The following is a 13,874-nucleotide window of genomic DNA, read 5'->3' on the forward strand; positions in this document are numbered from 1 at the left end:
ACTTTGATACCACGCGAATGTAGATGGTTTTCTTATTTGCAATTTCCTCGTCCACTCTTTGATGATTCGTTCCTGGCAATGGTAATCTTCATGATCACGAAGAAAACCTAATAAACTAACCCCAAAAGATTCCTTATAATAATTATAAAGGCTTTCATAAAGATATTTATCTTTCCTAAAAACCTTGCAAAATAAATATTTTCCGATCATCTGTTCTTTGTTGCGCAGCCCCTCTTCTTAAAACATGTTCAAGAATTTCCGCTTCTTCCAAACCATAGCCAAGAAACAAAACCGTGTGCTTTTTAAACAGGGCGTGGAGCAGGTCTCGAATATTATCGTGACTATAATGTGTTAGATATTCTTCCATTGTTACTATCATATCGGCTGGTTTGCTAACCGATCCATGTAAATGAACTACTGTTCCAGGCTTGGTCAGTAATTCTTCATGAAACTTTTCCCTTTCATATATTCTATTTGATGACACTGCTGGGCTATCTTTGTTCTCCCGAAAACGCGGCGCTAATAGTTCATCATAATTTGTGGTAACGCAAATACAGCCAATATCATTAATTGCTTCATAGATAGCACAATCTTTGTTTTTGCTTTCATCGATGAAGTGTTTAGAAAAATCTAAATCGTACTCCTTGTTCGTGGCGATTAGGCGTGCAATCGATAATTTTTTTCTTGGATCTAATGCAGCCAATTGTTCCCTTTCTGAGAAGTCTATTAATTTTTTCTTTCTCAATTCGTCAAGCACTTTATTTGCAAATTCACCCCATGAAGGATACCCAGCTAATTTTGATATCCCTGACCCAATAAAAAATACCAATTCAGAATCCAGCCCCGCTTCACAAATTTCAACCGGCAGCTTAATTGACACGCTTAATTCTGGTACCGTGGTCATTGATTTACACCTTAGTTATCTTACTAAAAATATATTCCCGGTCTTTGAGCCAATTTTGCGCGGGTTTGCGACAACTCGGATGTTGCGCCATTTTACTCTGTCAGAGCCATCATTTCTTTCATTTATTCGTTATTCCCGCGTAATCATTAAGTCAGCACTCAACGCTATTGTTGGTGTACTTGGTTTTGGTTTAAAAACTCGGCACCCTGGAATGGCCAAAAGTTACGAAATAGAAGTTGATGCCATTTCAATTTCACAAAAAATCCCTTGTCGGCACCCAAAGCAATAGCAACCTGATTATCACAATGCGCTAACAAAGCACGATAGACCGGTGGCTCATCGGCATACAGTGAATGAATTTCTTTTGTCCATTCGGTCAGCATCTTATCGTCCGCATTTGGATTAGCCATAATCTTGCCATGCAGCACGGTAAATCCATGGTATAGCGATTTGTGAAGCGTATGTTTTTCGACAGGATTAAAGACCAAACCGCACAACGCCAGCACACTAACAGCAGCCCACAAAAATGCGGCACTCCACTCTGGCAACCATGCTTCAATAAGATGAACCACATTCGCACCGGCAAGAGCGAACACGATAAATTGAATCAATAGATAGCGCGTGTTAAAGGATCGCGCACGTGCTTGATGGTAACGAACGGAGCGTTCGCAGTCTGTCAGCAAATCAGGTCTGGACAGGATCTCAGTGGTGACCTTATTCATAATCGTTTCCTCTTGTCATGCATCGGTCAAATCGGTCATTTTTGAAGTGGTCTTGGTGGTCTTGGTGGTCTTGGTCTATCAGGTCGCGGACTTTCACTTGCGGGTATAGGCGCGCTCTTTGTGCGGCTAGGTGATGGCTTTGACGTCCTTGAAGATTTCTTTTTTGTGGTAGCCATTATTTACCTCCACAGATTAAGTGGTGATGATTTTAGTAACAGAATCGAATGATACGCCATTTGCCAACGAGGTCAAGCACCCACTAAATCAATCAGGGATGATACGCGCCCTTCAATCTCGCTTCGCTATCTTCTCAAAAATGCCGGTTTTTGAGAAGTTAGGACACATTTCCACTTTATCTTCTCAAAAATGCCGATTTTTGAGAAGTAAGGACACATTTCCGCTCTATCTTCTCAAAAATACCGGTTTTTGAGAAGTAATGGCACATTTACGCTCTATCTTCTCAAAAATGCCGGTTTTTGAGAAGTAAGGGCACATTTCCGCTCTATCTTCTCAAGAATGCCGTTTTTTGAGAAGATAAGCCACGACATTATTCATTGCGGTTGCCACACAGTATTAATTTCTTCCATCAGCCGGTCGGTTTCGGTTAGGGCGAGGATGATTTTTTGGTAATGGCGGATGTCGTCGCTGTTGAGGTTTCTGCCTTTGCGGTCCTTTAGCCATTTTTGCGCGGGTTGGTAGCCGCCGATGTAAAAGTTCCAGGCGGTTTCCGGCACTTCGCTGAAGTATTGTGTTTTGTTGATATGCACTTGTCCGAGGTGTTTTTTGTGGTCGGTGATTTTGTATTCGGGTTTGTCTACTTTATGATCGCCGGGTTGGTTGTAGCCGGTGATGAGTTTGTCCAGCGTCGGGCTTTGCATGAGATGCAATGCACGGAGTTCGCCGCCGAGTGTAGCCAGTTGACGGAATTGTTTTTGCTCGGTGGGATAGGGCACGCGCGGGAAGTCTATTTTTAGGAATTCCTTGTAGTGTTCGCGGTAGGTGGGCGAGTGCAGCACGGCGTAGATGTAATCCAATAGGTCAATGGGCGCGAAGGTTTTGTTGTCGTCTTCCTTTTCAGGCGTGAAGCGCAAGTCGAGTTTGTCGGCGATGGTTTTTACGATGGCATGGTCAAGGTTTGGTTTTCGTTGTTGGTTGCCGCCAAGGTCTGATTGTTTGGTGTCGGGGTAAAGGTAGAGTGGGAAAACATAACTTATATCGTATAGCGTTGCGCTTTTATGCGCTGTTATGCATTTAGTATAGAGAACAGAAAACCTATCTTTTGTAATGCGCGATGTGATCAACCCCACATTCTCGCCCACAAGGAAGTGCCGCATAATTTTTTCTCTGCCCCAATCAACCATATCCGGGTGGTAATAGATATTTCTATTATCAAATGGACGATAGGTTATTTCTGTGATTAGTTCGCTATGTTGATAGTCGCTTATTTTTCTTCTTGCGGTTGCCATTTTCCAGCCCCTTGAATCGCCAGGCAAATATTTCCTGCCGCTACTTGTTCCGAAATGCTTGATTCTCATTTCGTCATCAGATTTAGAAACATCTGAAAAATCAATGATTCTTTTCAATAGCAATTTTTTGTCGAAATCAATGACAAACTTATCTCGAGCAGTCACTATCCCCGTTACGCTTACAGGAAATAATTCTTTCATAGAAAATCCTTTGTCATATTCCTCTTTGTTTTCCCAATTTTTTGGAATGAAAAAGTAATAGGGTTTTATTGGATGCAATTCTTGAAAGTTTGTTTGTTTCAAATCATTGCTCCAAAGAAATTGATATTTGCTTTCCCGCTCGCCGTATAAATCACGATGGAATACTTTTGCCAGAGACCCGTCTTTTTTGTTTGCGGTTTTGATAAAAATATTGATGGACACGCCCTGCTGAATATCAAACACATTTTTATCCGGCGAGCCGTCCGGTGCGGTTTCTTTTTTCTTGCTGTTGCCGTGCAAATCAATAAGGTAAATCTTGTCGAAACTTTGCAACAAACTCCAACGCATACCGCGAAAAGTCGGGTTGTCCAGAAAACTATGATTGTTGATGTAGGCGAGTATGCCTTCGCCGGTGCGATCAATGTAATGCTGGCCATAGCGAATAAACTTTACATAGTCATCGTTTAACCAGTGTTTCCTTTCGCCAAAGTGTTCACCATCCACGTATTTATAAACATCAATCAAGTCATTTATCCATTTACCCACATTGGATGAGATGCCGCTATACGGCGGATTCCCAATCACCACCATCACCGGCGTGTCGCGTTTGATGAAGTTGGCTTCGTTCGCCTCGGCGGAAAGCCATTGCGCAAACAAGGTGCCGGTGTCGGAATGATATTCTTCCAGCGAATTGGTCAGGAAAATGCGCAGGCGGTCATCGCCGAGTTCGCAACCGCTATCGCGCAACACCATTTCCAATTTGGTGTGCGCCATAGCGTAGGACGCCATCAACACTTCAAAACCATTCAGGCGCGGAATAAGATGCTCGCGAACATAACCCGCCCAAACGCCTTTTTGATTGGCAAACTTGGTTTCATAAATCTGCTGCACGATAGCGGCGAGGAAAGTGCCGGTGCCGGTCGCCGGGTCGAGAATCTGCACCTTGTGCACTTCCCTTTTGTATCCCTTCTTGCCTTTCTTGCGTTTGTCGGCGGACGGCAGCGCGTCCACTTCAATGACGGTTTTGCCGGTGTCGGCGAGGCCATCCTTGATGCCGAATTCGGTTTGCAGGATTTCATCCACGGCGCGCACGATGAAGTTCACCACCGGTTCCGGGGTGTAATAAACGCCGCGACTCTTGCGTAGTTTTGGGTTGTATTCGCCGAGAAAGGTTTCGTAAAAATGCAGGAACGGGTCGTTGCGCTGGGTGGCTTTGCCGTAATCTTTCATCAACTCGCCCACATCGGCGGCGCGAAAAAGATCGGCGAGGTCGTCGACCGCCCAACGAATGCGCTGGTCAAGGTCATAGCCGGCGATGTGCTGGAAAAATCTGCGCAAAAACGGATTGGCGGCGGGGATTAACTCGGCGGCTTCGCGGCGCGTGAAGGTTGCCGGAGTTGGGTCGTGCAAACGTGCGGCGAACATGCCGTAAGCCACGGTCTGCGCGTAGATGTCGGCGAAGGCATCGCGGTCAATGTCGTGTATCAAGTGCTTTTTGAAAACCGCGAGTTGATTTTGCAAATCGCTGCCTTCGGTGTTTTCATTCGCGCCTCCGGCGTCTTTATGCAACGCTTGTTCAATGACCCGCGCCAGCAATCGCGCCTTTGCCGCCATGTGGTGTGCCAGATCGTTGGCGCTGGCGATGGTGGTGCCGTCATAACCGGCGAAGTTGGCAAGCAGGTCGGTGAATGCGTCAAATTGATCCGGTTTTGATTTGACGCGCCCGCCGCGCAGTTCGGCGATGCGCACGGTGGCGACCGCTTCGCCATCGCGGATGAGGCGGAACTCCAGGTAGTTGGTGAAGATTAGATTGCCGAGCGATTCGGTGTAGCGGCGCAGTTGCGCGGCGTGGGCTTTGTCGTTCAAATCCTTGTCCAGGTCCTTGGCTTCAATGTAACCCAGCGGGATGGCGTTGCGGGTCAATACATAATCCGGCGCGCCACATTCAATCTGCTTCGGCTCGTTGGTGACCGCGATGTCGGGCAGCGTGGTTTCCAACAAAGATTGCAACGCCGCGCGATAGGTATGCTCGGTGGCGTTGCCGGCCTTGTAGTGCTGGTCCAGTTGTTTGAGATAGGTTTGCGCGGTCATGGGGTTGGTTTTATTTGTGTGTGTCGGTTTTCATCTGGTCCGCCGATACCTGCTCGTAAAAAATTTGGTTGTGTCATGGGGATTTCACTTTAGTTCGTTAAAAGTACGAAGTTCCCAGTCGGCTATGTGTTTCCAGCCTTCAGAGTGAGCTTTTTCTGTAATGGTGTTTATTGCCCATTTGTATACAAAAATTGATTCCCATGTTGTCCAAGAATCGCCATCCCAGCCCACATATTCCAGGATGGTTCCATCAATGGGACAATGTGGCGGCTTCTGTGACATGCCCGCGCACCATAAGTATTTTAATTGAAGATTTAGTAATTTTTGCGCAGTTCCGATTTTATACTCGTCATTAAGTAATATATTATCAAGTAATACCCCATCAACTACTATCTCACCTTTAGTATATGACTCTGCTTTCTTTTTTAATTTTTTGAGATTTTGGCAATGCACAGATTCAGATACTTCTTGGCTTTCATACATAGGTAGCAGTTCTTTATCACAATAATCACATAACCATTTTTTAAATTTATTTCTTCTGATGTCGCCTTCGTTTATATCAGCACCATATACACAATTGTGTTGAACAGAACCCTTCCAACTTTGCGTCCAAAATTCTCTACGCAAAAATTTTTCTTTTTGGGTCATGATTATTCTCCATCAATATGTCGCGGCAACGCCGGACGGATATTTTACTGGATTCTCGCATCGAACGGCGCGGCTACGCCGGACGACATATTTAACTGGATTGCCCGGAACAAGCCGGGCAATGACGAATTATAGGTAATAGTGAATCGAGAGGACAAAGGCGCGTTGAGATGCCAAAGCACATTGAGAATAAGGAGTTCGGCTACGCCGGACGACATATTTAACTGGATTGCCCGGAACAAGCCTTATACGTTGTACGAGGCACTGTTCGGGAAGCTGTTGCGACGTTGCCAAGGGGTCCCGGGCATAAGTTTCGTTTCAACAACCCGCTGTATTCGCTCGATGCCACCACCATCAAGTTGTGCCTCTCGGCCTTCCCGTGGGCCGATTTCCGAACGACCAAGGGGGCGGTCAAACTGCATGTCGGGCTGAACCACAGCGGTTGCCTGCCTGAGTTCGCAGCCATCACCGACGGCAAAACCGGCGACATCGCTATCGGGCGCACGCTACGTTTCCCCAAAGGTAGCCTAGTCGCCATCGACCTGACCTGCTTTAAGCGCACTAGCCGGGCCAGGTTACCAGTCTCTTATGTGTCTGAGCCCGAACAGACCTTCGTTATTCCGTCATTATCGGGCTTGACCCGATAATCCAGTGAAAAACCCAGCGGCGCAAGCCGCTGACAATGCCCGACGACGAGGCCAGCGCACACCTTGGGTTTGCGGTTTTGGCCGCTTTTTGCTCCCAGCAATATTGCTACGGATGGCATGGTCGATACTCGTTCCATACGGTATCGACACTTCCGCGGGGCGGGCCTGCCCTCGCGGAAGCGGAGGCGGATGGTTTTACTGGCTACCTGCCCCTGTTTTCATGTTCCGTGTCGCCTGACAATGGAAAACGGCATCGAACTCGTGTGCCTTTGCCCATGTCTTTGCCCATATCGTTGCCTGAGTTGCTTTCAATTTCGATATGCCCGCCGTGGGCTTCCACAATCATTCTGCACAGATACAGACCCAATCCATATCCCCCGGTCATTCGTTGTCGGGATGGGTCTGCGCGATAGAATGGTTCGGTTAAGAACGGAATGTGCTGCGACGCAATTCCGGCGCCATAATCCCGTACTGCGATTGTAAATCGCCGCGATTCTATTGTGAGCGAAACTTTCGGCGCCGATTTTTCGTTGTCGTTGTATTTGATGGCATTGCGTAAAAGATTTCGCACCAACAGCTTAATGCGAGCCGGATCAACATTTGCGGTGACCGATTGCAGCTCAACAGAAATTGTTTGATGGCCAAATTCTGATTCAACCACCTCGGCGATGAGCGCATGCAAATCAGTCGTCTCGGGTTGAATGATCTTGTGCGGCGAATTCAATCGCTCGCTTTCCAGCAACTCGCTAATCAACTGATCCATCGCTTGTATGTCCTGGTCGATTTCCGACTTTGCGGCGGAGTCATGCATAAGCGCAAGGTTGATTTTGCTGCGCGTGAGCGGAGAACGAAGTTCATGGCTGATGCTTAATAATAACTGGCGTTTTGCTTCCAGCATGTTGCTGATATCTTCCGCCATTTGGTTGACGCTGTCGGTTAAATCCCCGAGCTGATCGTTTCTGCGCTTTGATATTCTATGGGCCAGGTTGCCGACGCTGAATTGCTTGACGCCGCGATTAATGTCGTCGATGGGTCGGAATAACGCTCGGGTGGCATAGTAAATGAGCAGCAAGACCGCCAGTATTGCAAACAAGATAAAAAAGCTGAAACGGCCGCCGTGCCCGATATCGCGGCGATGGCGGATTTGAAAATAAATATCGTGGTCGCCCTCCGCGGTATGCAGAATAAGATCGCCATCCACTCTTTTCAACCGAAACCGCCGGTCAGGCCATGATCGAGCGTTGCGAGCGCCGGTCTTCGGATTAACGCTTCGGCGTTGGTCGAAGGTCTCAATTAATGCGCTTCGGTCCAGTTGCGAATCCGCCGTTGACCAATTTTGTTCGGGCCCGAATACGTGAATATCCACTGGAATATCACGGGTGATTCTTTGCGCTTGTTGTAACTCAGGCGGAGAGCCCAGCTGCTGCTGCATAAGGTTGATATAGTGAATCATGAACGGCTGGATGCTGAAGCGGAAGTGGCGCGCAAACCCCTTGCCCATGATCGACCCGACCAGCAATAACAACACGACGCCGGCGCATATAAATAATACAATTAATTTTGCGGATAGCGAATGTCGTATTCGATTTAGCATGTTCGCGGATAAATGCGCCTAAACCTCAGGCGCAACAAATTGATAGCCTGAACCCCACACCGTTTTGATATAATCAGTTGGCTTGAGTTTCTGTCGCAGTCGGCTGATTTGAATGTCCACCGCACGGGAAAACAGTTCGGCGTCAATACCCCTCAGTTTGTTCAATATTTCATCGCGGCTGAATTTTTCTCCCGGGGCGGTCGCCAATAGCACCAGCAATTGATATTCGTTGCCGGTGATGCCGACCTTATTGCCATTGACGATAACCTCTTGCCGACTCGGGTCAATCAGCAGATTCTTGAATTCAATAACCGCGCCGGTTTTCCGGGATGGCTCGCGTCTTCTCAGTATATTGTGAATTCGCGCAACCAGTTCCCGAGGTTCAAAAGGTTTCGCCAAATAGTCATCCGCGCCTAATTCAAGACCAACCACTCTATCCATCGCTTCTCCTCTCGCAGTCAGCATCACGATGGGAATGTCGCTGTGCTTGCGAATGGTTTTGCAAACATCAAAGCCATCCTGGTCCGGCAGCATGATGTCCAGAATAACCAACTCAAAGTTTTTTTCCTTAAGCAAGGCAAGCCCGTCTTTAGGGTGGGTTGCGGAGGTCAGAGCCAGGTTATAGCGCTCGAAATAGGCTTTTAGCGGCGCCGCAAGACGGTCGTCATCGTCAATGATTAATATTGAGGCCATGGTGTATTTTATCATTGCCGGGGACTAAAACGGCATCAGCCACCCGGCACAATCAGGGCGGTGGACAATAAGCGAGAATCGGCGCTATCCGCCCCTCTCAATACCGATTTTGGCCGATTCTCGCCCGATGCTTATTCCTGTTAAGGCTACTCCTGATTGCGGTGGTGGCGTCGCTTGGACATGCGCTGTTCAATCATTTCCTTTAGTTTTGCGCGTTGTTCGCCGGTCAGGCTATCGGTGAAACCGGCCGCCGATGAAATCATTTGTTCGGCATGAGACCCAATCATTGCAAGGCGTTCCCGCACCAGGTTCAACGCTTTTTCCTGATCAAGTTGGTCAGCTTCAAGCAGGGAAAAGATTTCATTCAAGTCAAAAATTCGTTGTTCCTTGAAAGATTTCCTGCTGGTCATCAACGACTGAGTCAATTGGCCAAGTCCAGCCTTTTGAGTTTCGTTCAAGGTCAGTTTTTTAGTCAATTTTCGCTCAATATGTTTCGTGAAATGACTTGCATAGTTGTCATGGCCAGGTCCGTGATGATGCCTGTAATAAGCGGCCGCGCCGCCGATAATTCCCACAGACAGGACTGTTGCAATAAGAATGATAGAACGTTTGCGCATTGAATTTCTCCTAATAAAATTACCGAATAAAATGACTCAATGACACGGCCGAATCAAACGACCGGATCGAATTAACCTAAGCGAATTAACCTAAGCGAATTAACCTAAGCGAAAAACCGATTCTACGCAATGAAAAACAGCCAATCCTTTCTATCCGGTAACATTGTGTAACCGGATGTAACCGCCCGGCCGTGAAGTCTTCAACTGCCTCGATAAGTGGAATAGCCGAACGGATTCAACAGCAACGGCACATGATAATGCTGGCCGTCGCCGACAATGCTGAATGTGATTTCCACGCGCGGATAAAAGCACGGCGTGTTGGCGGCGCGGTAGTAATCGCCGATGTGAAAGCGCAGTTGGTAATCGCCGGCCGGCAGGGCGGCGGCGCGGGCGAGGAGGTCGGAGACGCGGCCGTCAGCATCGGTTACTCCATCGCCAATTAGTAGCCACGGATTTTCGCTCTGGTCGGACGCCGCGCCTTGATAAAGCTCGACCTTTACCCCCGATGCGGGTTTTCCCTGCGCGGTGTCAAGAATGTGCGTGGTGATTTGGCTCATGTTATCTCGCTGGTTATCCTCGCTGGTTATCTGGCCGGGTGTTTCATTCTGCTTCAATGAGTTGGTCTAGCCTGAGCGCCATGATTTTAGCCTGTTCCGCGGCCGCAATGGTTATTTCCCGGTCGGGTTGATGGCTGATTCGCGTCTTGATGAGTTGCAGCATTTCCGCCGCGGTTTTCCCGGTGGCGCAGACGATGAAAATATACCCGAACTTGGTTTCGTAGTCATGATTATATTGCGCCAATTCCCGCAACACCTGATCGCTCGCTTGCGCAACGCCAGACTGCTCGCGTGTCAACATGGCGCGGGTGCGCCGGTATTTTTTCTTCAACAAATCCGCATCGCCAATTTTCGGGTGGCCATCAAATGCCTCCAGGTAATCTGCTGCCTGCATGGATTTCCAGAGCCACGCCGCCGCGTCTTGCATGGCGATTTTAGAAGGAAACGGCTTTGCGGCAACCATCAGCCTCACCCATCTCGACGCGCCACAGCATTGATTAAACACAGCGCGGGCTTGGTCGTCATCCAGCCGATTGAACTCCGATAACTTCATCGCTGTAATAAATTTGGGCTTGAAGATAAAGTGGGTATGGAAACAAGGCGCCGAAAAAGATCATTTGAAAATGGCAGGCATGATTGTTATCTTTATCGACCAAAGGGTCAACAACGTGTATAAGTCCACCCCCTTTGGCACTCGGGTTGATTGTGGATGAGGTAGTTTACAGGAGAGTGCAGGCTGAGGCTATGGTGTGGCCGGGTTCACCACATATGAGACAAGATCAGGTCGCCAAGGCGGGTTGCCAAGATGGCGGGACTAAAGTCCCACTTCCGACCGGAAGTGAGGCTTCAGCCTCGCCAAGCCATTGCCAAGATGGCGGGACTAAAGTCCCGCTTCCGAGATGGGGATGCCCTAAAGCGGCTGCCCGGTAAAACCCTTTTGTTCGGTATCCGACAGGGTGATATCGCAGGCTCTCCTTCTGTATCGGAGTGCCAAAGGTATCTGAGCTTATACACAACGTTCTTTATTGATGTTCTGTTTCAGGGCAATAGGTTGCAAACACCTGTTTGCTTGGAGCAGTGTCCAACGCAACGGCCTGGCATGAAACCGAATAGGCCGCAAATACACGATGCCAATGAACGCGTCCAAGAATAATTATATGAAACGTATCAATACTTTCACCGCCAAGCTCGCCGCGGCAATCATCATAACCCGTCATTTGTATGTTGATTTTACCTTGCAGATAGGCCAATTTGTGGGGTAGGCGCGAGGGGCGGCGGTTGTGTCCCGCCCCCAGGCCCGTCATTCCGTGCTTGACACGGAAAAAATCGTCCGAAGCGATTTTTCGCGAGCGCACGCGAGTCCGCAGGACGCGTATCAGGGATGATACGCGCAATCCAGTAAGACATGCGCGGCGATAGCCGCGACATTAGTGGCATTGACCACCATGCACGTCATTCACTTCGCCCGGTAGTAGTCCATTAAAATTTGCGCGACTTCCGGGCGAGAAAATTGTGGCGGCGGGGCGATGCCGTTACTGAGCATTTCGCGGACTTTGGTGCCGGACAGCAACACAAAATCTTCTGGCGCATGATTGGGGGCTTCGCGCATCATCACCACCTTATTCAATTTTCGCGAGTAGGCGGTGTGGTCGGCGCGGAAAATTTCGATGGCTAACTCGCCGTCGGCAACCTCGTCGTCAAAAATAGTTTGCGCATCAAACTCGCCGTAATAGTCGCCGACGCCGGCGTGGTCGCGACCGATGATGAAATGCGTGGCGCCCATGTTTTGCCGGAAAATGGCATGCAGCACGGCCTCGCGCGGACCCGCGTATAACATGTCAAAACCATAGCCGGCGATGATTACCGTATTTTTCGGGAAATACAATTCCACCATTTTGCTTATGGCGGCGGCGCGCACCGTTGCCGGAATGTCGCCGCGCTTGAGTTTGCCGAGCAACATGTGGATGACGCAGCCGTTGGCGCCGACGCGCTGCATGGCAATGCGGCAGAGCTCCTCGTGGGCGCGGTGCATGGGATTGCGGGTTTGAAATGCGACTGTCTTTTTCCAGCCGCGACGCTTTATCGCCGCGCGAATTTCAACTGCGGTGCGGAAGGTTTCCGCAAATTCGGTTTTGAAATAACTGAAATTCAAAACCTTGACGGCACCGGATAACAACTTGCGCCCCTGGTTTTTGAATGCCGCCACGCCGGGATGGGCGGCATCCGTTGTGCGATAAATTTTTTCACTGAGATGCGCCATATCCTGCTCGGACAAGGTTTCCGCGTTATCAACTTCCAGCACCGCCAGCACCGGATTGCCGTCGACATTAGGGTCGCGCAAGGCGATAAATTGACCCGGCGCAATGCGCTCGGTCGTGTCCGCCAAGCATAAAATCGGAATGGGCCAGAACAAGCCAGCGCCGGTTCGCATCGAGTCGGCGACGCTCATCGCATCGGCCTGGTCCATAAACCCGGACAACGGAGTGAAGTAGCCAGCGCCCAACATCACCGCATTGGCGGCGCCGGCCGAGCTCAATAAAACCGAGTTCAGGGATTGCGCCTGCGTTGCCATCTCGCGCCGTTCATCGGCGTCTTCCACATATAACGGCGTCAGCGCCGCACCGCCATGCGGCTTGATCATAGCGGCCTTTGGCGGCGACGGCGCACCGCGGCCGCCAGTTCGGCGATGAGGGTCGCCGTGGCGTCGAAGCCGATGCATGCATCGGTAATGCTCTGCCCGTAGGTGGGCGCGATGCCGTCCACCACTTCCTGCCGCCCCGCGACCAAATGGCTCTCAATCATCACGCCGATAATCCGCTGGTCGCCGGCTGAGATCTGCTGGGCGACATCGGCGCAGACCAGAATCTGGTTCTCAGGAATCTTCTTGCTGTTGGCATGGCTAAAGTCGATCATCACCCGCGCCGCGAGTCCAGCCGCGGCCAGTTTGTCGCCGGCTTGATTGACGCCATCCGCGTCAAAGTTCGGCGTTTTACCGCCGCGCAAAATAATATGGCAATCCGCATTGCCGGTGGTGGTGAAGATTGCCGACCTGCCGTCTTTGGTCATGGACAGAAAGTGATGCGGGCGCGCCGCCGCGCGGATGGCGTCCACCGCGATATCGAGGTTGCCGTTGGTGCCGTTCTTCAGTCCGACCGGGCACGATAGCCCGGACGACAACTCGCGGTGCACCTGGCTCTCAGTGGTGCGCGCGCCGATCGCGCCCCAGGAAATCAAGTCGGCCACATATTGCGGCGTAATAATATCCAGATATTCGGTGCCCGCCGGCATGCCTAAATTATTCAAGTTCAGCAACAACTTTCGCGCCATGTGCAATCCCTTGTTGATGTCGAAGGTATCGTTCAGATCCGGGTCGTTGATCAAGCCCTTCCAGCCGACCGTGGTGCGCGGCTTTTCGAAATACACCCGCATCACCACCAGCAAATCACGCTGATACTTTTGTTTCAGCGACCATAACTGTTTAGCGTATTCAATTGCCGCTATCGTGTCATGGATTGAACAGGGCCCGGCCACGACCAGAATGCGGTCATCATCGCCCGCCAAAATATCATGGATGGCAGCCCGCGTCTGCAGCGTGGTTGTTGCGGCCGCCTCAGTCATCGGCAACTCGGCGGTGATTGCGCTCGGGCTAATCACTTGATTGATGCTGGCGATTCTAAGATCGTCGGTAATGGCTATTGTCGCGGGTTTGTTCATGAGTTCAATAAGGTTAAGGA

14 protein-coding genes are annotated in these 13,874 nt (G+C 49.9%); 1 reads left to right on the forward strand and 13 read right to left on the reverse strand.

The features are described 5' to 3' along the window. Positions 1–175: 175 nt before the first annotated feature. From ACP158_RS05100 to ACP158_RS05120, 5 genes are all read right to left on the reverse strand, one after another. Positions 176–904 (reverse strand): SIR2 family protein, encoded by a 729-nt coding sequence (locus ACP158_RS05100; protein ID WP_424947878.1) that lies wholly within the window; start codon positions 902–904, stop codon positions 176–178. A gap of 164 nt (positions 905–1,068) precedes the next feature. Continuing rightward, the gene (locus ACP158_RS05105; protein ID WP_424947879.1) at positions 1,069–1,626 is read right to left on the reverse strand and encodes a hypothetical protein; all 558 of its coding nucleotides are present in this window, start codon (positions 1,624–1,626) and stop codon (positions 1,069–1,071) included. A 551-nt stretch (positions 1,627–2,177) separates the two neighbouring features. After that, positions 2,178–5,384: a type ISP restriction/modification enzyme gene (locus ACP158_RS05110; protein WP_424947880.1), complete on the reverse strand. Its 3,207-nt coding sequence runs from the start codon at positions 5,382–5,384 to the stop codon at positions 2,178–2,180. 84 nt (positions 5,385–5,468) lie between these two features. Further along, positions 5,469–6,032, reverse strand: a complete 564-nt coding sequence (locus ACP158_RS05115) for a hypothetical protein (RefSeq protein WP_424947881.1) — start codon at positions 6,030–6,032, stop codon at positions 5,469–5,471. 44 nt (positions 6,033–6,076) lie between these two features. Beyond that, positions 6,077–6,274 (reverse strand): hypothetical protein, encoded by a 198-nt coding sequence (locus ACP158_RS05120; protein WP_424947882.1) that lies wholly within the window; start codon positions 6,272–6,274, stop codon positions 6,077–6,079. A gap of 45 nt (positions 6,275–6,319) precedes the next feature. On the opposite strand from ACP158_RS05120, the gene ACP158_RS05125 reads away from it, so the two are divergent. Next, positions 6,320–6,679 carry a hypothetical protein gene (locus ACP158_RS05125; RefSeq protein WP_424947883.1) on the forward strand — a complete coding sequence of 120 codons (360 nt, stop codon included), beginning with the start codon at positions 6,320–6,322 and terminating at the stop codon, positions 6,677–6,679. 202 nt (positions 6,680–6,881) lie between these two features. Here the strand turns inward: ACP158_RS05125 and ACP158_RS05130 are convergent, their stop codons facing one another. From ACP158_RS05130 to ACP158_RS05165, 8 genes are all read right to left on the reverse strand, one after another. Continuing rightward, positions 6,882–8,273, reverse strand: coding sequence for a sensor histidine kinase (locus ACP158_RS05130; RefSeq protein ID WP_424947884.1), 1,392 nt, complete (start codon positions 8,271–8,273; stop codon positions 6,882–6,884). A gap of 18 nt (positions 8,274–8,291) precedes the next feature. Next, complete coding sequence (locus ACP158_RS05135; protein ID WP_424947885.1) at positions 8,292–8,966, reverse strand: response regulator transcription factor; 675 nt, start codon at positions 8,964–8,966, stop codon at positions 8,292–8,294. Between the two features lie 146 nt (positions 8,967–9,112). Then, positions 9,113–9,583 carry a Spy/CpxP family protein refolding chaperone gene (locus ACP158_RS05140; protein WP_424947886.1) on the reverse strand — a complete coding sequence of 157 codons (471 nt, stop codon included), beginning with the start codon at positions 9,581–9,583 and terminating at the stop codon, positions 9,113–9,115. 200 nt (positions 9,584–9,783) lie between these two features. After that, complete coding sequence (gene uraH, locus ACP158_RS05145) at positions 9,784–10,197, reverse strand: hydroxyisourate hydrolase (RefSeq protein WP_424947887.1); 414 nt, start codon at positions 10,195–10,197, stop codon at positions 9,784–9,786. Further along, complete coding sequence (gene uraD / locus ACP158_RS05150) at positions 10,184–10,693, reverse strand: 2-oxo-4-hydroxy-4-carboxy-5-ureidoimidazoline decarboxylase (RefSeq protein ID WP_424947888.1); 510 nt, start codon at positions 10,691–10,693, stop codon at positions 10,184–10,186. Before uraD ends, uraH begins: the two co-directional genes overlap by 14 nt. A gap of 469 nt (positions 10,694–11,162) precedes the next feature. Then, entirely contained in the window at positions 11,163–11,390 is a 228-nt protein-coding gene (locus tag ACP158_RS05155; protein ID WP_424947889.1) for a hypothetical protein, read from the reverse strand. Positions 11,391–11,596: 206 nt separating this feature from the next. Further along, positions 11,597–12,781: a sulfate adenylyltransferase gene (sat, locus tag ACP158_RS05160; protein ID WP_424947890.1), complete on the reverse strand. Its 1,185-nt coding sequence runs from the start codon at positions 12,779–12,781 to the stop codon at positions 11,597–11,599. After that, a complete protein-coding gene (locus ACP158_RS05165) occupies positions 12,778–13,854 on the reverse strand; it encodes a 3-deoxy-7-phosphoheptulonate synthase (protein WP_424947891.1) in 1,077 nt (358 codons plus the stop codon). The genes sat and ACP158_RS05165 overlap by 4 nt, the downstream gene beginning before the upstream one ends. Positions 13,855–13,874: the final 20 nt, after the last annotated feature.

The organism is Candidatus Spongiihabitans sp. (assembly GCF_965247905.1).
Classification (GTDB): Bacteria; Pseudomonadota; Gammaproteobacteria; order Arenicellales; family Poriferihabitantaceae; genus Spongiihabitans.